The 21,876-nt window shown below is 70.0% G+C and carries 23 protein-coding genes and 1 pseudogene; 13 read left to right on the top strand and 11 right to left on the bottom strand.

The annotated features are described in order from the left end of the window. Positions 1-171 precede the first annotated feature (171 nt). The 3 genes from FY030_RS11730 to xseA all read right to left on the bottom strand — a co-directional run bounded on the left by FY030_RS11730 (position 172) and on the right by xseA (position 3,120). Positions 172-462: an exodeoxyribonuclease VII small subunit gene (locus tag FY030_RS11730; protein ID WP_158061665.1), complete on the bottom strand. Its 291-nt coding sequence runs from the start codon at positions 460-462 to the stop codon at positions 172-174. 270 nt (positions 463-732) lie between these two features. Then, positions 733-1,752, bottom strand: a complete 1,020-nt coding sequence (locus FY030_RS11725) for a type IV toxin-antitoxin system AbiEi family antitoxin domain-containing protein (protein ID WP_158061664.1) — start codon at positions 1,750-1,752, stop codon at positions 733-735. A gap of 135 nt (positions 1,753-1,887) precedes the next feature. Beyond that, on the bottom strand, positions 1,888-3,120 hold the full coding sequence (gene xseA / locus FY030_RS11720; RefSeq protein WP_158061663.1) for an exodeoxyribonuclease VII large subunit: 1,233 nt from the start codon (positions 3,118-3,120) through the stop codon (positions 1,888-1,890). A gap of 54 nt (positions 3,121-3,174) precedes the next feature. Here xseA and FY030_RS11715 point away from each other — a divergent pair, with 54 nt between their 5' ends. The 5 genes from FY030_RS11715 (at position 3,175) to FY030_RS11695 (ending at position 7,811) form a co-directional block, all read left to right on the top strand. Then, positions 3,175-3,888 carry an alpha/beta fold hydrolase gene (locus tag FY030_RS11715; protein ID WP_158061662.1) on the top strand — a complete coding sequence of 238 codons (714 nt, stop codon included), beginning with the start codon at positions 3,175-3,177 and terminating at the stop codon, positions 3,886-3,888. Between the two features lie 80 nt (positions 3,889-3,968). Beyond that, on the top strand, positions 3,969-5,036 hold the full coding sequence (locus FY030_RS11710) for a 4-hydroxy-3-methylbut-2-enyl diphosphate reductase (protein ID WP_158062807.1): 1,068 nt from the start codon (positions 3,969-3,971) through the stop codon (positions 5,034-5,036). 343 nt (positions 5,037-5,379) lie between these two features. Next, positions 5,380-6,276, top strand: a complete 897-nt coding sequence (locus FY030_RS11705; protein WP_192498585.1) for a transporter substrate-binding domain-containing protein — start codon at positions 5,380-5,382, stop codon at positions 6,274-6,276. Positions 6,277-6,285: 9 nt separating this feature from the next. Further along, positions 6,286-7,044: an amino acid ABC transporter permease gene (locus FY030_RS11700; protein WP_420371858.1), complete on the top strand. Its 759-nt coding sequence runs from the start codon at positions 6,286-6,288 to the stop codon at positions 7,042-7,044. Then, positions 7,041-7,811: an amino acid ABC transporter ATP-binding protein gene (locus FY030_RS11695; protein WP_158061660.1), complete on the top strand. Its 771-nt coding sequence runs from the start codon at positions 7,041-7,043 to the stop codon at positions 7,809-7,811. Before FY030_RS11700 ends, FY030_RS11695 begins: the two co-directional genes overlap by 4 nt. Before the next feature lie 139 nt (positions 7,812-7,950). On the opposite strand, the gene FY030_RS11690 is transcribed toward FY030_RS11695, so the two are convergent. After that, positions 7,951-9,198 carry a DNA recombination protein RmuC gene (locus tag FY030_RS11690; protein ID WP_158061659.1) on the bottom strand — a complete coding sequence of 416 codons (1,248 nt, stop codon included), beginning with the start codon at positions 9,196-9,198 and terminating at the stop codon, positions 7,951-7,953. 17 nt (positions 9,199-9,215) lie between these two features. On the opposite strand from FY030_RS11690, the gene FY030_RS11685 reads away from it, so the two are divergent. From FY030_RS11685 to FY030_RS11675, 3 genes are all read left to right on the top strand, one after another. Further along, on the top strand, positions 9,216-9,416 hold the full coding sequence (locus FY030_RS11685; protein WP_158061658.1) for a hypothetical protein: 201 nt from the start codon (positions 9,216-9,218) through the stop codon (positions 9,414-9,416). Between the two features lie 74 nt (positions 9,417-9,490). Beyond that, on the top strand, positions 9,491-10,576 hold the full coding sequence (gene ychF, locus FY030_RS11680; RefSeq protein WP_158061657.1) for a redox-regulated ATPase YchF: 1,086 nt from the start codon (positions 9,491-9,493) through the stop codon (positions 10,574-10,576). Positions 10,577-10,756: 180 nt separating this feature from the next. Further along, positions 10,757-11,167 (top strand): VOC family protein, encoded by a 411-nt coding sequence (locus tag FY030_RS11675; RefSeq protein WP_158061656.1) that lies wholly within the window; start codon positions 10,757-10,759, stop codon positions 11,165-11,167. Positions 11,168-11,454: 287 nt separating this feature from the next. Here FY030_RS11675 and FY030_RS17405 read toward each other — a convergent pair whose 3' ends face one another. Continuing rightward, entirely contained in the window at positions 11,455-11,850 is a 396-nt protein-coding gene (locus FY030_RS17405; RefSeq protein WP_475475131.1) for a hypothetical protein, read from the bottom strand. On the opposite strand from FY030_RS17405, the pseudogene FY030_RS16920 reads away from it, so the two are divergent. After that, positions 11,789-11,914 (top strand): annotated as a pseudogene (locus tag FY030_RS16920) (helix-turn-helix transcriptional regulator); the annotation flags it as partial. The gene FY030_RS17405 and the pseudogene FY030_RS16920 overlap by 62 nt on opposite strands. A 342-nt stretch (positions 11,915-12,256) precedes the next feature. Here FY030_RS16920 and FY030_RS11660 read toward each other — a convergent pair. Continuing rightward, on the bottom strand, positions 12,257-12,937 hold the full coding sequence (locus tag FY030_RS11660; protein WP_238348256.1) for a response regulator: 681 nt from the start codon (positions 12,935-12,937) through the stop codon (positions 12,257-12,259). Next, a complete protein-coding gene (locus FY030_RS11655) occupies positions 12,934-13,788 on the bottom strand; it encodes a sensor histidine kinase (protein WP_158061655.1) in 855 nt (284 codons plus the stop codon). Before FY030_RS11655 ends, FY030_RS11660 begins: the two co-directional genes overlap by 4 nt. A 132-nt stretch (positions 13,789-13,920) precedes the next feature. On the opposite strand from FY030_RS11655, the gene FY030_RS11650 reads away from it, so the two are divergent. From FY030_RS11650 to FY030_RS11635, 4 genes are all read left to right on the top strand, one after another. Further along, positions 13,921-14,628: an ABC transporter ATP-binding protein gene (locus FY030_RS11650; RefSeq protein ID WP_158061654.1), complete on the top strand. Its 708-nt coding sequence runs from the start codon at positions 13,921-13,923 to the stop codon at positions 14,626-14,628. Then, positions 14,625-15,416 carry an ABC transporter permease gene (locus FY030_RS11645; protein WP_158061653.1) on the top strand — a complete coding sequence of 264 codons (792 nt, stop codon included), beginning with the start codon at positions 14,625-14,627 and terminating at the stop codon, positions 15,414-15,416. The genes FY030_RS11650 and FY030_RS11645 overlap by 4 nt, the downstream gene beginning before the upstream one ends. 2 nt (positions 15,417-15,418) lie before the next feature. Then, positions 15,419-16,144: an ABC transporter permease gene (locus FY030_RS11640; RefSeq protein WP_158061652.1), complete on the top strand. Its 726-nt coding sequence runs from the start codon at positions 15,419-15,421 to the stop codon at positions 16,142-16,144. Between the two features lie 313 nt (positions 16,145-16,457). Next, positions 16,458-16,982 carry a PH domain-containing protein gene (locus FY030_RS11635; protein ID WP_158061651.1) on the top strand — a complete coding sequence of 175 codons (525 nt, stop codon included), beginning with the start codon at positions 16,458-16,460 and terminating at the stop codon, positions 16,980-16,982. A 27-nt stretch (positions 16,983-17,009) separates the two neighbouring features. Here the strand turns inward: FY030_RS11635 and FY030_RS11630 are convergent, their stop codons facing one another. The 4 genes from FY030_RS11630 to FY030_RS11615 all read right to left on the bottom strand — a co-directional run bounded on the left by FY030_RS11630 (position 17,010) and on the right by FY030_RS11615 (position 21,814). Next, positions 17,010-17,519 (bottom strand): flavin reductase family protein, encoded by a 510-nt coding sequence (locus tag FY030_RS11630; RefSeq protein WP_158061650.1) that lies wholly within the window; start codon positions 17,517-17,519, stop codon positions 17,010-17,012. Beyond that, complete coding sequence (locus FY030_RS11625) at positions 17,512-18,288, bottom strand: pyrimidine reductase family protein (RefSeq protein WP_158061649.1); 777 nt, start codon at positions 18,286-18,288, stop codon at positions 17,512-17,514. Before FY030_RS11625 ends, FY030_RS11630 begins: the two co-directional genes overlap by 8 nt. Positions 18,289-18,354: 66 nt before the next feature. Continuing rightward, positions 18,355-19,602: an MFS transporter gene (locus FY030_RS11620; RefSeq protein ID WP_158061648.1), complete on the bottom strand. Its 1,248-nt coding sequence runs from the start codon at positions 19,600-19,602 to the stop codon at positions 18,355-18,357. Then, entirely contained in the window at positions 19,586-21,814 is a 2,229-nt protein-coding gene (locus FY030_RS11615; RefSeq protein ID WP_158061647.1) for an NADP-dependent isocitrate dehydrogenase, read from the bottom strand. Before FY030_RS11615 ends, FY030_RS11620 begins: the two co-directional genes overlap by 17 nt. Positions 21,815-21,876: the final 62 nt, after the last annotated feature.

The following is a 21,876-nucleotide window of genomic DNA, read 5'->3' as shown; positions in this document are numbered from 1 at the left end:
TGAGGCTGAGGCTGAGGCTCGAGGCGTGGGCTCCGGTTCGGGTTGGCTCACGCGGGCCCCGGGTCGGGTGGCTCACGCGGGCCCCGGGTCGGGTGGCTCAGTCGGGTCGCTCAGTTGGTGGTGAGCGGCTCCCGCTCGGGTCTGTTTGGGGTCTGTCTGCCTCGGGTCTGTCTAGTCCGAGGCTGCGTCAGGCGTCTCGTCCGACGGCTCGCCGGTGCTGGTGGAGGGCTCGGCGATTGGCTCCCCTTCACCGGTCGCCCGGTCCAGGGTCGACTGCGCGGCGTCCAACTTCGCCTGGCAGTGTGCGGCCAGCTCCTCGCCCCGCTCCCAGAGCAGCATCGACTCCTCCAGCGGCACCTGGCCCGACTCGATGCGGGAGACGAGCCGGACCAGCTCGTCACGAGCCTGCTCGTAGGAGAGGTCGGCGACGGGCGTCGGGGCGTCGGCGTCTGAGGTGCTCACCCGCTCCACTCTAGTAGGCGCTCGTGCAGGGCAAGTCCCACCGACCGCGGCGACCCGAGGCGGCCGTTGCGCGCAGCACTCGACCCTTGACCTTGCCGTCGTGTCGGCTCGAGGGCTCAACGTGCGCGGCCAAGGACGCCTTGATCTCACCGGGCGGACGCGGGGTCGGTGAGGTGGGTGGGTGTCGCCAGAGCGACACCAGCCCACCGCGGACCCTCACGTCAACCTCGCCCGGAACGGTCCCCGGGGCTGAGATCCGGGCCGCACCGTTCACCCAGCTCGGAAGGTAGAGAGGCGCCAACGCGGGTCACGGGGAAGTCGACAGTCGCGGCCGCAGGCGCGGGGTTGTCCTGCCCACCCCCGTGCGCGCTGGGCGGCGGCCACGTCGGCGGCGAGCTCGCAGGGACGGACCACGACCTCGACCCAGCCCGCGCGGATCGTGACCTCGCCCTTACCCGCGGCTTCCCGGTCCCGGCCTCGGTCCTGAAGCTGCCGGGTTGAGTGAAAGAGGTCGCCGTCGATCTCCAGCCCCAGTCCCCGTCCCCGGTCCTTGAAGTCGAGGCTGCGCGACCGGCCGTCGGCCACCGCCTGCGGGCCGTCCATCGGCACCTGCCGCTCCATCGGTGGCAGGCCGTGGGCCTGCTCGACGTCGCGCACGTAGCGGGCCTCAGCCACGCTGCCGAGGCCGTTCTCCGCGGCGGCCAGCACCTCCTTCAGCACCTCCCGCCGCGGGTGCCGGGGATGATGGCGAAGCTCCTCGCGCAGCTGGGGAACGGCGATCCTCCTCGTGGACACGGCACGGGTGACCAGCGCCAGGGCGTCGTCCAGGGTCGTCCCCGGCAGCGCCAGGACGTCGAGGAGTGTCTGCCCCAGCGACGTGACCGGGACCTGGTGGCGCAGGGTCGTCGTGAGCCGCCGACGTCGGCGGGTGTGGACGCCCCGGAGCGAGCTGCGCCGGTGCGTGGCGTCCGGCTCGGCGAGCGTGAGGATCTGCGGCGGGTTCGGATGCAGGCCCCACAGATGCAGGGCGCAGTGCAGGCTGACGACGGCCCCAGGACCCCTGGCCAGGGTCGCGGCCCTGGCCCTGTGTCGCCAGCTGACCTCGCCGCTGTGCGTGGCGTAGACCCCCGCGAAGATCTTCTGCCACCGGCCGGTCCTGAGCCGGTGCCGGATCATGGACGGTGTGATGCCCCGCGCCAGCGCCTGCCGTCGCGAGATCACCGGTGGCAGCGAACTCGGCATGAGGATGAGGATGTCCGAGCCGGCGGCCGGGGCGCAGGGCTCGTCCACAACGGCGGTTTGACGTGCGGGCTGAGGTAGATCGGTGTCGCTATTGCGACACCGATCTACCGCACTCCCGCAGGCTGCAGTGGTGGACCGGGGCTCGCGTGAACCTCCGCGGTCAGGCCAGCCTCGGCGATCGGCTCAGCCGCTCACCGGCCGCACGGCGAAGTCACCACGGGCGACGGTGACCCGCAGCAGCTCGGCGGCGTCGACCCCCTCGCGGTCGCGCACGATGCTGCCGTCGGCGTGCCGCACCACGGCATACCCCCGCTCCAGGGTGTGCTGCGGTGAGACCGCGCGCAGGTGACGCAGCAGCTGGTGGGAGCGGTCGCGCTCGCGGACCAGTCGCTCCTCCAGCCGGCCGCGGCCCCGCTGCACCAGGTCGGCGACCTCATCGCGGTGCCGCGTGATGATCGCTGCCCGGTCGGTCATGACCGGGCGGGAGAGCAGGGCCTCCAGCCGTTCGCGTTCGGCGCGGATACGGGCACCCACGGCACGGCGGCTGCGGCCCCGGACGGTGACCAGCCCCCGCAGCTCGTCCGCGACATCCGGCACGACGGCGGCCGCTGCATGGGTCGGCGTGGAGGCGCGCAGGTCGGCGACGAAGTCGAGCAGGGGGGTGTCGCTCTCGTGCCCGATGGCCGAGACCACCGGCGTCGTCGTGGCGGCGGCGGCGCGGATGAGGGTCTCGTTGGAGAAGGGAAGCAGGTCCTCGAAGGACCCGCCGCCGCGGGCGACGACGATGACGTCCACCTCGGCCAGGGCATCCAGCTCGCGCAGCGCAGCGGTCACCTGTGCCACCGTCTCGGTGCCCTGCACCGCCACCTGCCGGACCTCGACCTGCGCTGCGGGCCAGCGCCGCGCGACGCCGGCCAGGACGTCGCGCTCGGCCGCGGTGGCCCGCCCGGTGATCAACCCCACCCGGCGGGGCAGGAAGGGCAGGGGGCGTTTGCGGCCGGGCTCGAAAAGCCCCTCGCTGCGCAGCAGCTGCTTGAGGTGCTCCAGCCGGGCCAGCAGTTCCCCGACGCCGACGTGGCGCATCTGCCGGGCCTCCAGCTGCAGGGTGCCCCGCTTGGCCCAGAACGTCGGCTTGGCGTGCACCACCACCCGGGCGCCCTGCTGGGGCGGACTGGGCATCGCGTCGAGCGCACCGGTCGGGATCGCGACGGACAGGGACATGTCGACGTCGGGGTCGCGCAGGGTGAGGAAGGCTGTCGACATCCCGGGTCGACGGTTGAGCTGCACGATCTGCCCCTCGACCCACAGCGGCGACATCTTCTCGACGTAGTCGCCGATCTTCATCGACAGGACGCGCACCGGCCAGGGGGCGGACGCGGTGGTCTCCCGGGCGGTGGCGGGCAGCTGCGAGGGCACGAGGTCAGGGTATGCGGTGCTCCGTCGCCTTCCTGCCCCCCGCACACTGGAGACATGACACGGGCGCTGATCCTCCTGCACGGGACCCGGATGAGCCGACGTCAGTGGCGCCCCTACGAGGAGCTGCTGACCGGGCTGCCGCTGGTGGCCCGTGACCTGCCCGGGCACGGGGAGCGGGCCGGGGAGGAGTTCACCCGGGAGGCGGCCCTGGCCACTGTGGAAGAGGCCGTGGCCGAGGCCCGCAGCATCGGCGACGGCAAGCCGGTGCTGGCCGGGCACAGCCTCGGCGGTTACCTGGGGGCAATGTGGGCGGCCCAGCACCCGCACGACCTGGGGGCGCTCGTGCTCATCGGGGCCACGGCCGACCCGGCCGGACCGCTGACCGGCCTCTACCGCGGTTTCGCCCGGGCCCTGCCGTATGTGGACGCCGAGCGGATGGCCCGCTGGATGAACGTGCTCTTCCGGCGTCTGGGTGCCAAGGGTGAGCATGCGCAGCTGCTCCCGGACGGCGCCGCCTACGCCGCGCTCCCGGCCGCCTGGGAGCTGGTGATGGACGAGTGCGGCCCGGAGCTGCTGCGGGAGGTGGGCTGTCCGGTCTGGATGGTCAACGGCCAGCTGGACCAGATGCGGATCCACGTGCGCAGGTTTGCCGCCGCCACCACCGACGCGCGCGTGGTGACGGTGCCCCGGGCGACCCACCTCATGCCGGCAACCCACCCCGAGCAGGTGGCCGCGGTGCTGCGGAAGGCTGTCGCCGACGCACGCTGAAGCACCTGGTCCGGGCGGTGTCCAGGGGGGTGCCAGACATCTTTCGTAGACTGTCCCCTGTGACTTCCACCACGCCGTCTATCCACCCTGCTGACATCGCCGCGCCCGCCCCCACGGGGGCAGATGGGGCCAAGCGAGTCCTGTTGGCCGCCCCGCGTGGCTACTGTGCCGGCGTCGACCGCGCCGTGATCACCGTGGAGAAGGCGCTGGAGCTGTACGGCCCGCCGGTCTACGTCCGCAAGGAGATCGTGCACAACAAGCACGTCGTGCGCACGCTGGAGAAGCGCGGTGCAATCTTCGTCGATGAGACCTCGGAGGTCCCCGAAGGGGCCCGGGTCATCTTCTCCGCCCATGGGGTCAGCCCGGCGGTGCACCAGGAGGCTCGCCAGCTGAGCTTGAAGACCATCGACGCCACCTGCCCCCTGGTGACCAAGGTGCACCGGGAGGCCGTGCGCTTCGCCAGCGACGACTACGACATCCTGCTGGTCGGCCATGAGGGGCACGAGGAGGTCGAGGGCACCGCTGGCGAGGCTCCCGAGCACATCACCCTGGTCCAGAGCCCTCAGGACGTCGAGCACGTCGAGGTCCGCGACCCGGAGAAGGTGGTGTGGCTGTCCCAGACCACGTTGTCGGTCGACGAGACGATGGAGACGGTGCGTCGGCTGCGGGAGAAGTTCCCCCTGCTGCAGGACCCGCCCAGCGACGACATCTGCTACGCCACGCAGAACCGCCAGGTCGCGGTGAAGCAGATGGCGGCTGAGTGCGACCTGATGATCGTCGTGGGCTCCCAGAACTCCTCCAACTCCAAACGGCTGGTCGAGGTGGCGCTGGAGTACGGCTCCCGCGACGGGCACTTGGTCGACTACGCCGACGAGATCGACAAGGCCTGGCTCGACGGGGTGCAAACCGTGGGCGTGACCAGCGGGGCCAGCGTGCCCGAGGTGCTGGTGCGTGACGTGCTGGACTGGCTCGCCGAGCGTGGCTATGCCGACGTCTCGGCCGTGACCGCCGCCGAGGAGTCCCTGCTCTTCTCGCTGCCGCCGGAGATCCGTCGGGACCTCAAGGCAGCCGGCCAGGAGTCGGTCAAGGTCCAGCACGACCCGGGTGCGATCCCCAGCGCCCGGAAGGCAGAGGGCTCGCTGCGCTGACCGGCCCGACGGTAGAGCACACGGTCCCGGCGGGAGCGCTGAGGTCCGCTGAGGTCCGCTGAGGTCACGGTTCAGTAACGCTTGGACAGCGGTCACGGCGCCTCGGGCCCCCTGATTCTCCGCGTTTCTCCGGGTTTCTGCGGGTTTCTTCGTGCGCGTAGCGGATCTGCCCGCGGTTGGCAACCGGGTGCCCGTCCGGACAGACGACCGCACCGGCTCGTGGCATGGTGGAGGCCACCGGGTCCGCGTCAGGCCACCGTCGGGGGGTGGTCGGGTGTCGGCCCGGGGCACGAGGGAGCCGCAGCCGGTGGCTCCCGTCGCACTGAGGAGTATCAGGATGTCGATGACCACTGCCCGCACGGCCCTCGCCGCGCTTGCCGCCTCGAGCGTGCTCGTCCTGTCCGCCTGCGGCGACAACGGTGATGACAACGGCGACGCCAACGGCACGGCCGGATCGGACAACGGCTCGGCCGCGTCCGACGACATCCAGGGTGACCTCATCAACGACGGCACCCTGGTGGTGGCGATGTCCGGTGAGTTCCAGCCGTTCAGCTACTTCGACGGCAACACGCTGACCGGCTTCGACCACGACATCGGGGCCGCGGTCGCCGAGGAGCTGGGCCTGGAGATGCAGGGTGAGGCGGCCACCTTCGCATCCCTCATCGGCGGGCTGCAGGCCAACCGGTATGACGTGCTCGTCGCCTCGATGACCCCCACGGCGGAGCGGGCGGAGGCGGTCGAGTTCACCGACGGCTACTACAGCTCCGGTGCGCAGGCGTTCGTGCAGGACGGCACCGACTGCACCGACATCTCCCAGATGGACGACCCGGTGATCGGGGTGGCGACCGGCACCACCTACATGACCTACCTAGAGGAGGAGGGCGCTGACTGGGTCGGTGAGGTCCGCTCCTTCGACTCCGACGTGGTCGCCCTGCGCGACCTGGGCACCGGCCGGCTGGACGCCGTGATGACTGACCGCCTCGTCGGCCTCTACCAGATCGAGGAGGCGGGTCTGGACGTCGTCGAGTGCGGCGACCCGCTCTACACCGAGTCCCCTGCCTTCGCCGTCAAGAAGGGCAACACCGGCCTGGTCGAGGACCTCAACGAGGCGTTGGCCGCCATCGTGGAGAACGGGACCTACGCCGAGATCAGCGAGGAGTACTTCGGCCAGGACATCTCCGGCACCGCCGGTGAGCAGACCGACGTCTCCAGCGACGACGACGCCGAGACCGACGGCTGACCATCCGTCGTGGACGAACTCCTCGCCACGCTGGAGCAGTTCTCCTGGCGGTTCGCTGAGTACGCGCCGCTGTTCATCGAGGCCACCTGGCTCACGCTGAGCCTGACGGCGGTCTCCCTGCTCATGGCCATGGTCGGCGGCGCCGGCATCGCGGCCCTGGCCGTGAGCAAGGTCCGGCCGCTGCGGTGGCTGGCCACCGCTTACATCGGCCTGGTCCGGGGCACGCCGCTGATCACCCAGATCTTCATCATCTACTTCGGACTGGCCTACGTGTGGGCGCTGCCGGCGTTCTGGGCCGGCGCGATCGCGCTGGCCTTCCACAACTCGGCCTACATCGCGGAGATTATCCGGGCCGGCTTTCAGTCGGTGCCCAAGGGACTGACGGAGGCGTCCAGGTCACTAGGCATGTCGAAGATGAAGACTCTGAAGCGGGTGCAGGCGCCGTTGGCGCTGCGCACGACGCTCCCGGTGTTGGGCAACCAGTACATCATCGCGGTGAAGGACTCCTCGCTGGTCGCCTTCATCGGGATGACCGAGCTGTTCCGCACTTCGCAGAACATGGCGGCCACCACCTACCAGCCGTTGACGGCCTACATCATTGTCGCGGTCTACTACCTGGCCATCGTGCTGGTGCTGACCCTGGTCGTGAACGGGCTGGAGCGACGGCTGAGCAGACACCGGCGACCGGTGACGGCCGACGAGAAGGACACCGACCCCTCGGGTCCTCTCACCACCGTGGGCAAGCAGGGGACGGAGGGCCTTAGATGACGCAGGAACAGAGCGCGCCGAGCCACGGCGCGGGACCTCTGGTCCAGATGCGCGGGATCGTCAAGAAGTTCGGCTCGACCACGGTCCTGGACGGCATCGACCTTGACGTGCGTGAGGGCGAGGTCGTCTGCCTCATCGGCCCCTCCGGGGCCGGGAAGTCGACGCTGCTGCGGTGCATCAACGGGCTGGAGCAGATCTCCGCGGGCACGATCGAGGTCGGCGGGGATCGGTTGGTGTATGAGGAGAAGCACCTGAACGCGATCCGCTCCCGGATCGGGATGGTCTTCCAGTCCTTCAACCTCTTCCCGCACATGACCGTGCTGGAGAACATCAGCGTGGCCCAGCGCGAGGTGCTGGGGCGCGGTAAGGGTGAGGCCAGGGAGAAGGCGGAGTCCCTGTTGGCGCGGGTGGGCTTGAGCCAGAAGGCCGGCGCCTACCCCGACAACCTCTCCGGCGGTCAGCAGCAGCGGGTGGCGATCGCCCGGGCGCTGGCGATGGACCCGAAGGTCATGCTCTTCGACGAGCCCACCTCGGCCCTGGACCCTGAGCTGGTCGGGGAGGTGCTCAAGGTGATGCGCGACCTGGCCGACGAGGGCATGACCATGGTCGTGGTGACCCACGAGATGCGCTTCGCCCGGCAGGCGGCCGACCGCGTCGTGCTCCTGGCCGACGGCGGCATCGCCGAGCAGGGCCCGCCCGAGCAGGTGCTGGACGACCCCCGCAGCGAGCGCGGTCGGGCCTTCCTCCACGAGCTGATCTCGGGGTAGCTGTGCCCCTGACCCCGGCCCTGGCGCGGAGTCGACGTCTTGGCCGCGTCTATGGGCCCTTTTCGTGCTGACCGCCGGATAATTCCGGGGTGGTAGCACGAAAAGGGCCGCCAAGACGGTATGGGGCGAAGCGCGACGTTCAGGCCAGGCGGCGGGGCTGCTGGGCCCGGGCCTCCTCGGAGGCTCCCGGTGCGGGCAGCGGGTCCTCGAGGGCGCGCTGGGGCGTGGCCTGCGTCAGCTCGTGGGCCAGTTCCTCGGCGAGCAGCTCGGGGCTGGTCAACGGGCGGGGCGCGGCCTGCACCGGCTCACTCGGGTCCAGGGCCTGGTCGGCCAGGCCCAGCTCCTGCATGCGGCGCGCAGTGACCAGGACGCGGGACTCCAGGGTGCCGACGAGCTGGTTGTAGGTCTCCACGGAGCGACGCAGCGCCGTGCCCATGGCACCCAGGTGGCGCCCGACTGTGCCCAGCCGCTGGTGCAGCTCGGCGCCCAGGCGCAGCAGCTCCTGGGCGTTGCTGGTCAGGGCCTCCTGCTGCCAGGCCAGGGCCGTGGCGCGCAGCACTGCGAGCAGGGTGGCGGGCGAGGCCAGCACGACCCGGCGTGCCTGGGCTCGGTCGTACAGGTCCGGCTCGGCCCGCAGGGCGGCGGCCAGGACTGCGTCGCTGGGGACGAAGCAGATGACGAGCTCGGGGGAGGCGGTGAACGCGCTCCAGTAGTCCTTGGCGGCCAGTGTCTCGACGTGGCCGCGCAGGGCGCGGGCGTGCTCGCGCAGCAGCCGGGTCACCTCCTCGGGCGCCAGGTCGTCGGCCTGGGCCCGCAGGAAGGCGGTCAGCGGTGCCTTGCTGTCGATGACGAGCGTCTTCGCACCCGGCAGCCGGACCACCACGTCGGGGCGCACCCGGGCGTCGTGCCGGCTGATCCCGCTGACCTGCTCATCGAAGTCGCACTGCTCCAGCATTCCGGCGTGCTCCAGCACCCGTCGCAGCTGCACCTCGCCCCAGGTGCCGCGGGTGCCGGAGGAGGACAGTGCTCCGGACAGGGCAGCGGTCTGCTGCTGCAGGGCCCGGGTCTGCTGCGCCACCTGGGCCAGGTGCTCCCCGACCTGACCGAACTGCTCGACGCGGTCGCGCTCCAGGGTCCGCACCTGCCGTTCCACCCGCTCCAGGGAGTCACGCAGGGGAGCGAGCTCCGCCGCAGCCTGGCGGTCCAGCTCCCGTGCGTCCAGGGCGGCGTCCAGCTCGCGCCGCAGCCCCTCCGCCTCGCCGCGGGCGACGTCCCGCTCGGCACCCGCCGCCGCCGTTTGCGTCCGCGCGAGGAGCCAGCCCCACGACATACCCAGCAGCAATAGCGCGATTGCGGCAAGGGTGAGGACGAGAGGGGAGAGCTCCATGGACACACCCTCCCAGCGTGGTCCGACACACCCGCGGACCCGCAGGTCACGACCCGGTCGCGTCGGCCACACGTCGTGAGGGATGCGAGCTGATCGAGGCGGCCGAGCACGTCTTCGTCGTCAGCGGCGACCACGACGCCTTCATCGTGAAGATCACCGAGGGGGTGGGCGTAGGTCCGGGCCTTCTGCGTCCACTTCCCGGGCGAGAAGAACCGTAGGAGCGTCCGGGGCGTCGCCGTCGTCAGCCCGCGCGCCAGGTGGACGGTGGTCCTACGACTAGACTGCTGACCCCGTGGCACTCTCCATCGGAATCGTCGGCCTGCCCAACGTCGGCAAGTCGACCCTCTTCAACGCCCTGACCAAGAACTCCGTGCTCGCCGCGAACTACCCGTTCGCGACCATCGAGCCCAACATCGGGGTGGTCCCGCTCAAGGACGACCGGCTGGGCCGGCTGGCGCAGATCCACGGCTCGGCCAAGATCCTGCCGGCGACGGTCAGCTTCGTCGACATCGCCGGGATCGTGCGTGGCGCCAGCGAGGGGGAGGGGTTAGGCAACAAGTTCCTGGCCAACATCCGCGAGGCTGACGCGATCTGCCAGGTGGTCCGAGCCTTCCGCGACGACGACGTCGTGCACGTCGACGGCAAGGTGAGCCCCCGCGACGACATCGAGACGATCAACACCGAGCTCATCCTCGCCGACCTGCAGACGCTGGAGAACGCCGTCCCGCGCCTGGAGAAGGAGGTCAAGGGCAAGCGCGCCGACAAGGAGGTCCTCGACACCGCGCTCGCCGCGCAGAAGGTGCTTGAGGTCGGGGACACCCTGTATGCCGCGGGAGAGGCGGGCGGGGTGGATTCGGCCATCGCCAGGAGCCTGGGCCTGCTCACCACCAAGCCCTTCCTCTACGTCTTCAACCTCGACGAGGACGGGCTGACCGACGAAGCGCTGCACGCCGAGCTGGCCGCACTGGTGGCCCCCGCCGAGGCGATCTACCTCAACGCCAAGCTCGAGTCCGACCTGGCCGAGCTGGACGATGAGGAGGCGCGTGAGCTGCTGGAGTCCGTCGGCGTGAACGAGCCCGGCCTGGACCAACTGGCCCGGGTCGGCTTCGACACCCTGGGTCTGCAGACCTACCTCACTGCCGGCCCCAAGGAGTCCCGCGCCTGGACCATCCGCAAGGGCTGGACCGCGCCCCAGGCTGCCGGTGTCATCCACACCGACTTCGAGCGGGGCTTCATCAAGGCCGAGGTCGTCTCCTTCGCCGACCTCGACGCGGCCGGCTCGATGCAGAAGGCCAAGGAGGCCGGCCGGGTCCGTATCGAGGGCAAGGACTACGTGATGGCCGACGGTGACGTGGTTGAATTTCGTTTCAATGTGTAACTTGCTGGCCAGAGCAGGTTTCGCTCCTGAGGGATGCTGGCATGGAGTTCCGGTTTAGGGCGCTGGCACATGCAGATCATGGCGTGTGGGCTGATCTCGCCCAGCACTCGTTTTTCAGCAACGCCCGCCAATCGGCCCGCTGAGAGCTGACGGATAGCCGCGTGTGGGAGAATGCCGGTCATGGCCGAGTACCCGCAATTACTACACACCGTCATCGATGCCGCTGACTGCCGTGGGCTGGCTGAGTTCTACCGACGACTGCTCGGCCTGCACTACCGGGACGGCGACGAGCCGCCGACTGAGGGCGAGGATGCAGCCGACTGGCTCGTGCTGCTCGACGCTGCCGACAATCGCGTTCTCGCCGTGCAGGAGAAGACGACCACGACACCACCGGCCTGGCCCTCCGAGGAGGTGCCGATGCAGATGCATATGGATTTCGCTGTGCCCAGCATGGTTGAGCTTCAACGACATCGTGCACGTGCAGAGACATTGGGTGCTCGGTTGCTCCAAGACCGATCGGGTGATGACGACGAGCCGCTCTATGTGCTCGCCGACCCAGCGGGGCATCCGTTCTGCCTTTTGGTGAGGTGAGGTCTTAGACGTTCCTCTGTGCCGGAACTCGGTGGTGTGGAACTCTCCCCACGGTCTCATCCCTATTCATCGATTGTCCGGACAACCAAAGCGACGGCTTGAGTTGCGGACGGCTTGTCGGTCAGGCCCAGCCCTCATACGAAGGCCGATGACGACTACTCAAGCGAACAGACACCCCAGATGGGACGTCGACCGCTAATACACTTACGTCGAAGCGATCCTGCGCCCTTGGACGGTGCGGGCCAGATGGGCTACAGGCAAGCGAAGTGACGTGGTCTGGAGAGGCGTCAAAGCCAAGCCCTGGGTCTAGCCGAGATCGAGACCTGGCTTGAGGCAGCGCCAATCACATGGGCATGGCTCTCGGAGGAACTGGGCTGTCGCCATACGGCCTTCGCACCGCCTGACGTGGTGGCGCGACTGGGCGGCACAAACACATCCGGCAATGACGCCGGAAGAATGTCGAGGACCTCCGGATCCCACCGGGGAACCGACTGGAGCGACTGGTCGGTGACCTCCGCGGGCAGCACAGCATCCGGGTGAACGCGCAATGGCGCATTTGCGTCGTCTGGAGAGAAGGAGGTGGGGAAGATGTCGAACACGTCGACTACCGCTGAGACCGACCTGATCGAGCCGATCCATCCGGGAGAGATCCTGATGGAGGACTCATCGACCTTCGAGATCACGCAGAACAGGCTGACTGTATCGATCGGAGTGCCGCCGCGGCGGATCAACGAGATCGTGCACGGGGTCGGTCCACCGTTCCATCGACACGGGCGAGGAGTCGATCCTTGCCTGCGGTCTACCTTCGGGGTGGCAGGTCGGCGTGCCGACGGCGGGCTCGTCACCGGACAGAACCCGGACTTTGCCAAGGCGACTGCGAAGAAGGTCGCGGAAGTCCTGAAGCACCCTCCGGCCGGTCCGGGCCGAGACGAGAGGCGTCGGTGCGTCCCCTCTACAACCCCTTCACTCGCACGAGGCCGACGAACTGCATCTCGTCCACGTGGAAATCAGATGCGCACGGTGCCCTTCCCTGTCGGCTTGCGCTGCCAGCGCCCGGGGCGTGCGTCGGCGGCCACCAACAGATCGACGTCAGGCAGGCGGACGAACGAGGGCCGCCTCATACGCCACGATGACCAACTGGGCACGATCGCGGGCCTGGAGCTTGGCGAGCAGGCTTCCGATGTGGGTCTTGACGGTCTTGATCGAGATGACGAGCTTTGCCGCGATCTCGTCATTGGACAGTCCGCGGGCGACCAGGACCAGCACGTGCCTCTCGCGCTCGGTGATCCGCTCCAGGCCTCGCGATCGTGCAGCGACCGGCTGGCTGACGTAGTGCTCGACGAGCCGCGTGAGGATGGCAGGTGCGAACAGGGACTCGCCGGCGTGGGTGCGCCGGATCGCGTCGAGGAGCTGAGCCGGGTGCGAATCCTTGAGGAGAAAGCCGCTGGCACCGGCGCGGAGCGCTCCGTAGACGTACTCATCGAGCTCGAACATGCTGAGCACGAGGACCCGGCAGTGTGAGAGCGCCGGATCGGCGACGATGGCGTGCGTTGCCTGGATGCCGTCACCGCCGGGCATGCGGATGTCCATGAGGACCACGTCAGGGGACAGTTCGCGCGCGAAGCGGGCGGCCTCTCCCCCCGTGGCGGCCTCGCCGACGATGCTGAGGTCCTCGGTCCCGTCGATCAGGAGGGCGAGGCTGTGCCGCAGCAACTGCTGGTCGTCCGCGATCAGCACACGGATCACCGGCGAGGGAACTTCTGCCATCATGCGTGGTCCGTGTCGGGGATCCGGGCGACGAGGTGAAAGCCGTGCTCCTCGGGCTTTGCACGAAGAGTGCCTCCGAGGATCTCAACGCGTTTTCGGAGGCCGTCGAGGCCATGACCAGCGCCGGGGTGTGATCGCCAGGTTCCTTGTGGTCCCGCGTCGCGCACGTCGACGACGATGGACTCGGCGTCGCGACCCACTCGGATCCGCACCGGGGTGGGGCCGGCGTGGCGGAACGTGTTGTTCAGGGCTTCGCGCACGACGGCACAGATTGTCAGCTGCACCCCCGGAGACACCTCGCCCAGGTCGTCGAGGTCAAGAGTGACCCTGAGGCCGGCGGCGTCCGCCTCCTGGGCGATCGCCGGCAGATCGCTGAGGCTATCGGCCGGATGCAGGGACGCCGCGCCCGGTTCGTGGAGCACTGTGAGCATGCGGCGCAGCTCGATAGTCGTCTCGCGGCTGACGCGTTCGACGTCGGCCAACGCGCTCGCCCGTTCCGTCTCGGCCGCGGGTCCGGCCATGGTGCGGGCGACAGCGGCGCGGACGGTGATGATGCCGAGCCCGTGGGAGACGAGGTCATGGAGGTCGGAGGCGATGCGCAGGCGCTCGGCCTGCGTCGCGCGCTCTGTCGCCCACGCCGCGAGGTCCTCCTCGTACTGCCGGCGCTGAGAGCGCGTGCGCACCAGAGCCCAGCACAGCACCGTGAACGCGATCCCGATGGCGGAGAGCGTTGCCGCCCGCGCCGCACCGGGGGGATCGACGCCCATCACCGAGAGCACGAACGCCAGGACGAGCAGGATCGCCGCCGCGACGGCCCACGTGCGCGGTCTCCACGTCGGCCGGCCGGCTTCCATCCACCAAGTCTAGGTTCCGGCATCTCCTGCGGGCATCGGACCAGGGTCTGAGAGACCCCGGACCGAGACGGCACAGCAAGAACCGGGCTCGGGTCCGATGCTCTCTGGGTTCCGGGCGGCTGTCATGGAGGAATGCTGACCATAGACGGCCTCTTCAAACAACGAGGCTCCCGCCTTGTCCTCTCCGACGTGACCTTCCAGGCGCTGCCTGGAAAGGTGACCGGCTTCCTCGGCCCCAACGGGGCGGGGAAGTCCTCGACCCTGCGGATCCTGCTCGGGCTGGACCACCCGACCAGGGGCCACGCGCTGGTCGACGGACGTCCCTACCGCAGCCTGCACGACCCGCTGCGCATCGTAGGGTCCATGCTGGACGGGTCCGGCGCGCACCGCTCCCGCACCGCCCGCAACCATCTCGCCTGGGTCGCACGCAGCAACGGCATCCCCAGGCGCCGGGTGAACGAGGTGCTCGATCAGGCCGGCCTCGCCGGCGATGGCCACACGCGTGTCGGTCGGTTCTCCCTGGGCATGGGGCAGCGACTCGGCCTCGCCACAGCACTGCTGGGAGAGCCCGGTGTACTCGTGCTTGACGAACCGGTCAACGGCCTCGACCCCGAGGGCATCCGCTGGGTACGCGGCCTGCTCCGCGGCCACGCCGACGCCGGAGGCACCGTCCTGCTGTCCAGCCATCTGATGAGCGAGGTCGCCGAGATCGCCGACGATCTCGTCATCATCGCCGGCGGGCGGATCGTCAAAGCTGGACCGCTGGCACAGGTCACCGCCGGATACACCACCCTCGAAGACGCGTTCTTCGGGCTGACCGGCGAGGCGGGTCAGCGATGAGCCTCCTGCAGATGATCGCCGCGGAACTGCGCAAGGCCACGACCCTGCCCGCGGTGTGGGCCGGGGTCGCCGTGGCGTTGCTGGGGTCGATCGGCATCACGGTGCTTAACGCCGTGACGACGCGCAACGCGATCGCGGCCGGACGCGCGGAAGAGCTGCTGGCCGACACCTCGCCGTTCGAGACGGCATACGCCGCCGTGCCGCTCGGCACGGTCGGCGCGGTGATCATCGGCGTCATGGCGATGAGCAGTGAATACACCGCCAATAGTCCTGATGCCGGCGGCGGACGGCAGATCAGCGCGACCCTCGCCGCGACGCCGCGACGGATCACCCTCCTCCTGACGAAGGCGATCACGATCGTGCTGCTCGTCGTGGCGACCGCGCTCGTAACCATCCCGGCCTGCGTCGCCATCGCCATGGCGATCATCGGCGACGCCGGGCAGGAGGCCGTCGCCACGGATGAGGCCGTGCTGCGTTCGCTCGGCGCGATGCTGTACTGGGTGCTCACCGGCCTACTGGCGTTCGCGATCACGGTGCTGACCCGCAACGGCATCATCCCGCTCATCATCCTCATCGTGAACAGCTCGCTGGTATCGATCTCCCTGCTCCTGACGAACATCACCCCCCTGGCGCACTGGCTGCCGGACATGGCCGGACGCCGACTGTTCGGCGGGGTTCACACCGTTGACGGCGGGCTCGAGGCCCTCCCCGGTGCGCTCGTGATGGCAGCCTGGACGCTCGCCCTGCTGGCCGCCGCGAGCGGCGTCTTCTCCCGGCGGGACGCCTGACCATGCGGCTTTCACGTGTCGTGGCCACAGAGCTGATCAAGGTCCGCGGCCTGCCCGCCGTCGTCGCCACCGTGTTCGCGACCATCGGTGTCGCGATCGCCCTCGCCGCCGGGATCGCCGCGACCTCGAGTTCGTCGGCATCTCGGTCCGACCCGGTGGAGATGACGCTGGCTACAGTTCCCTTCCTCCAGATCGGCATCATCCTCATCGCGATCCTCGTGGTGGCGAGCGAGCACGCGGGCAGCCAGATCCGCACGACGCTCACCGCCATACCGCAGCGGACGCTGCTGCTTGCGGGAAAGGCGATCGCCTACCTCGTCACCGCCGTCCTCACCGCCGCGGTGTCCCTCTGCGCAGGATTCGCCACGGCCGCGATCACGCTCGCCGCGCGCGATGCCTCACCGGCCGGAGACGTGAACGCCTGGCCCGTGGTGGGCGCTGGCCTGTACCTCGTGCTGATCGGCCTGCTCGCCCTCGCCCTGGCCGTCCTGCTCCGCTCGCTCGTCCCGCCGCTCGTGACGATGCTCGCGCTCGTGCTCATCGCCTCGCCCCTCCTAGCTGGCTCTACCGAGCACGCCCGCTGGCTTCCTGATCGAGCAGGCAGCCTTCTCTATCAGCCCGATGCCGACGCCGTGCTCACCACCGCAGGAGGCGTGCTCGTCCAGTTCGCCTGGATCGCCGCGACCAGTATCATCGCGGCCGCAGCCTTCACCTCGCGCGACGCCTGACTCCGCACGCCCGGGCCGGCATCGACGGGTGGACTCAAGCTCATGACGAACACGAACCGCCGAACGTCTGGGGCTCGTCTCCGGCTGGCCCGGGTTGGAAGCAATCAGCAACTGAGTGGCAGAAGGTGCGGGTTCGAGGTACTCGGTCGCCCATGCCATGCGACTGTTGAGGGCGAGCAGGTTGGATCGTCGGTCCCTCCGCTCGGGCTGACCTAGATGCACTTAAACGCGGCGACGTGGTGGAGTTCAGGTTCAATGTGTAGCGGACTCCGCGTCAAAAAGTAGTGCAACCCCCTGGACGTAGAGTCGATCCATGACGTCGTCACGACGAGAGAAGTTGCGGGCGGCCGCTGAGCTGCAGCGTGAGATGCGGGAGCGACACGGCGAGGACGTCGAGGCGGTGATGGCGCAGGCCCTCGCGGCGACCTCGACCACGCGGGCGGAGCGGACCTACCGCGAGGCGATGGCGCGCAACACCGGCCAGCGCTTCGCGGTGAACGACTTGATCCTGCCCGAGAAGGTGCTGCATCCGGAGGAGACGGTGCTCGACGTCGCGGTGGGCGGGCTGTCCTCGGACACCTTCCCGCTGCTGCTGGTCACCGATCGTCGGGTCGTCCTCACCATCGACCAGCCGTGGCGACGCTGGCGGGTCCTGCGTGAGGCCCCGTCGGCAGACGTCCTTGGCGCGGAGGTCGAGTCCCGGCTGCTCGGCGGCCGGCTGCGGGTGCGTCTGCGCCAGGGCAAGGACATCGTGCTGAAGCTCGCAGCGCAGGAGCGCCCGGAGGAGGTCGCCGCGCTGATCCGCCGCCTGGCGAGCGGGGGCGGCGCGCCGCGGTGAGGTCGTGGGCAGGCCCCCCGCGTCAGGTCACGGCCGGACCGACCGATCCTCGCTGGGGCGGCCTGGCGTGAGATGGACGACGTCGGTGAGCCGGAGCGGTGCCAACCCTCCCTCGCTGGCGGCCGACCGCACCCGTCCGGTGAGGCAGACGTGGTCGCCACCGTCGTCGAGCAGGGTGAGGCGTTCGAGCAGGAAGCGGTGCGGGCACTGCCTGATCAGCGGGACCCCGTGCTCGTCGATGTCGACACCCAGCCCGGCGAACTTGTCCGTCTCCAGGCCGGTGCGGGCCCCGAAGCGCTCGGCCAGGGCCAGGTCTTGCTGGGTGAGGAAGTGGACGGCGAAGTGGTCGGCGCGCAGAGCGACCCGGTAGGTGTGGTTGGCCTTGGACAGCCACAGGCAGTACTGCTGCGGGGACATGCTCGACTGCGCGTGGTAGCCGACCAGGCACCCGGCACGCACGCCCTCGGAGGCGGTGGTCACCACGACGACGGCCGGGTCGGCAGCGCCCATGAGGGTGTCGAACGCCTCTTCACCCATCCTCCCGCCCTTCCTGCCGCCCTTCCTGCCGCCTAGCCTCATAGCGCAGGAAGACGGTGTCGTCCTCGGCCATGATCGACTCCAGCGCGAACCCGGCCAGCCCCGACCCGGGTGGGGTGATCGAGACCGGCAGCGGGTCGCTGCCCATCAGGGGCGAGATGGACAGGCACAGCTCGTCGAGGCGGTCGGCGGCGACGACCTCGCCGAGCCAGGTGGGTCCGCCCTCGCACAGCACGACGCGGTGGCCCAGGCCAGCCAGCGCACGCAGGGCCGCCGCCGGCTCCACCCGCTCCTCGCCCGCGACGACCACGACGGCGGAGCGCTGCGCCTGCGCCAGGCGCCCAGGGTCGGCAGCGGCGCAGGTGATGACGTGGGTGCGCGCATCCTCTGGAACGTCGGTGAACGCCCGGGCCGCCCAGTCGAGGTCGAGGCTGCGACTGACCACGGCGACCGGGGGCAGCGCCGGCTTGCCGAGGCTGCGTCGCCGGGCCTGGGCCTGTTCGGAGAGCCGCACCGGCCCGAACCTCTCCCGGCGCACCGTCTCGGCGCCGACCATGACGATGTCGGCGATCTCGCGCATCGCGCGGTAGAGCGCCTGGTCCGGCTTGGTGGACAGCGGACCGACCCGGCCGCCGACGGCCGCCGAGCCGTCGAGCCCGGCGACCATATGCCCGGTCACCCAGCACTCGTGCCGCGGCTTCGACCGGTCGACCGATAGATAGGGCGCGAGCGGGTCAGGGACCTCGGCCCCGAGCTCGAGAAGGTGCATGGACCGACCCTAAGCGCGAGCACGCGAGCGGTGCAGGTCGGTGTGCCGGCTTCTCGGCCGCCCGTCTCAGCGGGCCAGCTCGTCGTCGACGTAGACGTGGCGGGCCACCCGCAGACCGGCCAGCACCATGACCACGCCACTGGCCATCAGCAGCGCCAGGACCAGCGTCCAGTCCCCGGCCACTCCGTAGATCGCCCCGACCACCAGCGGCCCCAGTCCGGCCAGGACATAGCCCACCGGCTGCACGAAGCCGGACAGCTGCGCGGTCACGTTCGGGTCGCGGGTGCGGGCGGTGATCAGCCCGATCGCCATCGGGAACGCGAAGCCGGACAGCCCCAGCATGCTGGCCCAGAGCCAGGGCAGGGTCGCCGGGGCCACCAGCAGGCCGGCATACCCGCCGACCAGCAGCGCCCCCATGATGGTGATGTGGGGGGCCAGGGTGGTCGCCCGGTCGATGACCGTGGGCATGGTCAGCCCGCCGATCACCCCCAGCAGGGTCAGCAGGGACAGCAGCGCCCCGGCGTGGACCGCGGACAGACCGGCGTCACGGTAGATCTGCGGCAGCCAGCCGAACTGCACGTAGGCGTTCATCGACTGGACGCCGAAGAGCAGGGTCAGCGCCAGGGCCGTGGGGGAGCCGGTCAGCCGGGCGTTCGGCGGGAAGAACTGGGGTGGCTGGCCGCGGGAGGCGCGCAGCTCACGCCGCGCCAGAACCACCCAGGGCAGCAGCGCCAGGCTGGCCAGCAGGCCATACGCGCCCAACGCCGTGCGCCAGCCACCGGGTGCCGCGGTGAGTGGAGCCGCGAGCGCGGAGCCGACCGCGCCGCCCAGGATCAGCCCGGCGCCGTAGAGGCTCATCAGCCGCACCCCGCCGTCCTTGCTGTGCCGCTTGACCCAGGCGGGGACCAGGACGTTGCCGATGGCCATCCCCGCGAGCGCCACCGTCGAGAGCAGCAGGAAGACGACGGTGGAGCCGGAGGTGACCCGCAGGAGGAGCCCGGCGACGATCGCGACCAGCCCCAGGCAGATGCCCATGGTCATCCCGACTCGGCGGGACAGGCCCACGGCGAGCGCGCCGATGGCGCCGAAGGCGAAGCCGGGCAGCGCCGTGAGCAGGCCAGCGGTGGTGCTGCTCATCCCCAGCCCCTGGCGCACCTCGTCGAGGACGGGGCCGACCGAGGACGCGCCCGGGCGCAGGTTGAGCGAGATCAGCACCACCGCGAGCACGACGAGCCAGAGCGCGACGGTATGCCGTGCCCCGCGCCCACCTGGCTCGTGGTCGGGCGCGGGGCCCGGGTCAGGCGCGCTGGCCAACCAGGCCGTCGATGATGGAGTTGAAGGTGGCCGAGGGGCGCATGGCGGCGAAGGTCAGCTCGTCGTCGGGGTGGTAGTAGCCACCCAGGTCGACCGGGCTGCCCTGGGCGTCGATCAGCTCCTGGGCGATCGACTCCGCCTGGGCGGACAGCTGCTCCGCGACGGGGCTGAAGAACTGGGCCAGGGCGGCGTCCTGGCCCTGCCCGGCCAGCTCCTGGGCCCAGTAGAGGGCCAGGTAGAAGTGGCTGCCGCGGTTGTCGATCTGGCCCAGCCGCCGGGCCGGGCTGCGGCCTTCCGACAGCACCCTCTCGGTGGCCCGGTCCAGGGCGTCGCCGAGCACAGTGGCGCGCTCGTTGCCCTGGCGGTCGGCCAGGTGTCGCAGCGACTCGGCCAGGGCGAGGAACTCGCCCAGGCTGTCCCAGCGCAGGTAATTCTCTGACTGCAGCTGCTGCACGTGCTTGGGCGCCGAGCCGCCGGCGCCGGTCTCGAACAGGCCGCCGCCGTTCATCAGCGGCACCACCGAGAGCATCTTGGCGCTGGTGCCGACCTCCAGGATCGGGAACAGGTCGGTGTTGTAGTCGCGCAGCACGTTGCCGGTGACCGAGATGGTGTTCAGTCCCTGACGGATGCGCTCCACCGAGAGCCGGGTGGCTTCGACGGGGGAGAGGATCTGCAGGTCCAGCCCCTCGGTGTCGTGGTCGGCCAGATAGGTCTCGACCTTGGCGATGAGGTTGGCGTCGTGGGCGCGCTCGCGGTCCAGCCAGAAGACGGCCGGGTCGCCGGTGGCGCGGGCCCTGGTGACGGCCAGCTTGACCCAGTCACGGATCGGCTCGTCCTTGGTCTGGCAGGCGCGCCAGATGTCCCCGGCGCTCACCTGGTGCTCCATCAGCACAGTCCCGGATGAGTCGACGACCTGGACGGCGCCGTCGGCGGCGATCTCGAAGGTCTTGTCGTGCGAGCCGTACTCCTCGGCCTTCTGCGCCATCAGGCCCACGTTGGGCACCGAGCCCATCGTCGTCGGGTCGTAGGCGCCGTGCTCCTTGCAGTCCTCGATGACCACCTGGTAGACGCCGGCGTAGGAGGAGTCGGGGATCACCGCGATGGTGTCGTCCTCCTCACCCTGCGGGCCCCACACCTTGCCGCCGTTGCGGATCATCGCCGGCATGGACGCGTCCACGATCACGTCGCTGGGCACGTGCAGGTTGCTGATGCCCTTGTCGGAGTTGACCATCGACAGCCGGGGCAACTGCGCCAGCCGCTGCTCGATGGCCTCGCGGATCGTCCCGGCTTGCTCGCCGACGGCGTCCAGGCCGGACAGGATCCCGCCCAGGCCGCCGCTGGCGGACAGGCCAGCCGCGGCAAGCTGCTCGCCATACTGCCCGAACACGTCGGCGAAGAAGGTCTCCACGGCGTGGCCGAAGATAATCGGGTCCGAGACCTTCATCATGGTGGCCTTCAGGTGCAGGCTGAAGAGCACGTCCTCGGTCGCGGCGGCCTGGACCTGCTCGGCCAGGAAGGTGCGCAAGGCGGCGACGTCCATGAAGGTCGCGTCGATGACCTCACCGGCCAGGACCGGCACCGACTCCTTGAGCACGCTGACCGTGCCGTCGGCGGCGACGTGCTGGATGGTCAGGGTGTCCTGCTGCTCGATCACCACGGACTGCTCGTTGTGGGCAAAGTCGCGCTCGGTCATCGTCGCCACCCGGGTGCGGCTGTCCGCCGACCACGCGCCCATCGAGTGCGGGTGGCTGCGGGCGTAGTTCTTCACCGCGTCGGGGGCGCGCCGGTCGGAGTTGCCCTCACGCAGCACCGGGTTGACCGCCGAGCCCATGACCTTGGCGTAGCGGGCGCGCACGTCCCGCTCCTCCTCGGACTGAGGGCTCTCGGGGTATGCCGGCAGGTCGTAGCCCTGCTCCTGCAGCTCGGCGATCGCGGCCTTGAGCTGCGGCACGGAGGCCGAGATGTTCGGCAGCTTGATGATGTTGGCCTCCGGCGTGGTGGCCAGCTGACCCAGCTCGGTCAGCGCGTCTGGGACCTGCTGCTCGGCGGGCAGGCGGTCGGCGAACTGGGCCAGGATCCGGCCGGCGAGGGAGATGTCCCGCGTCTGCACCTCGATCCCCGCGGCGCCGGCAAAGGCCTCGATGATCGGCTTCAGCGAGTAGGTCGCGAGCAGCGGTGCCTCGTCGGTCTTGGTGTAAATGATCGTGGACATCAGGTGGTGTCTTCCTTGCCTCGGCGAGATCGGACGTCCCCCCGAGTCTACGGAAGGCCGTC

Origin of the sequence: Ornithinimicrobium pratense, from assembly GCF_008843165.1 — a bacterium.
GTDB classification, from domain to species: Bacteria; Actinomycetota; Actinomycetes; order Actinomycetales; family Dermatophilaceae; genus Ornithinicoccus; species Ornithinicoccus pratensis.
This window is presented reverse-complemented; position numbering and strand designations above follow the sequence as displayed.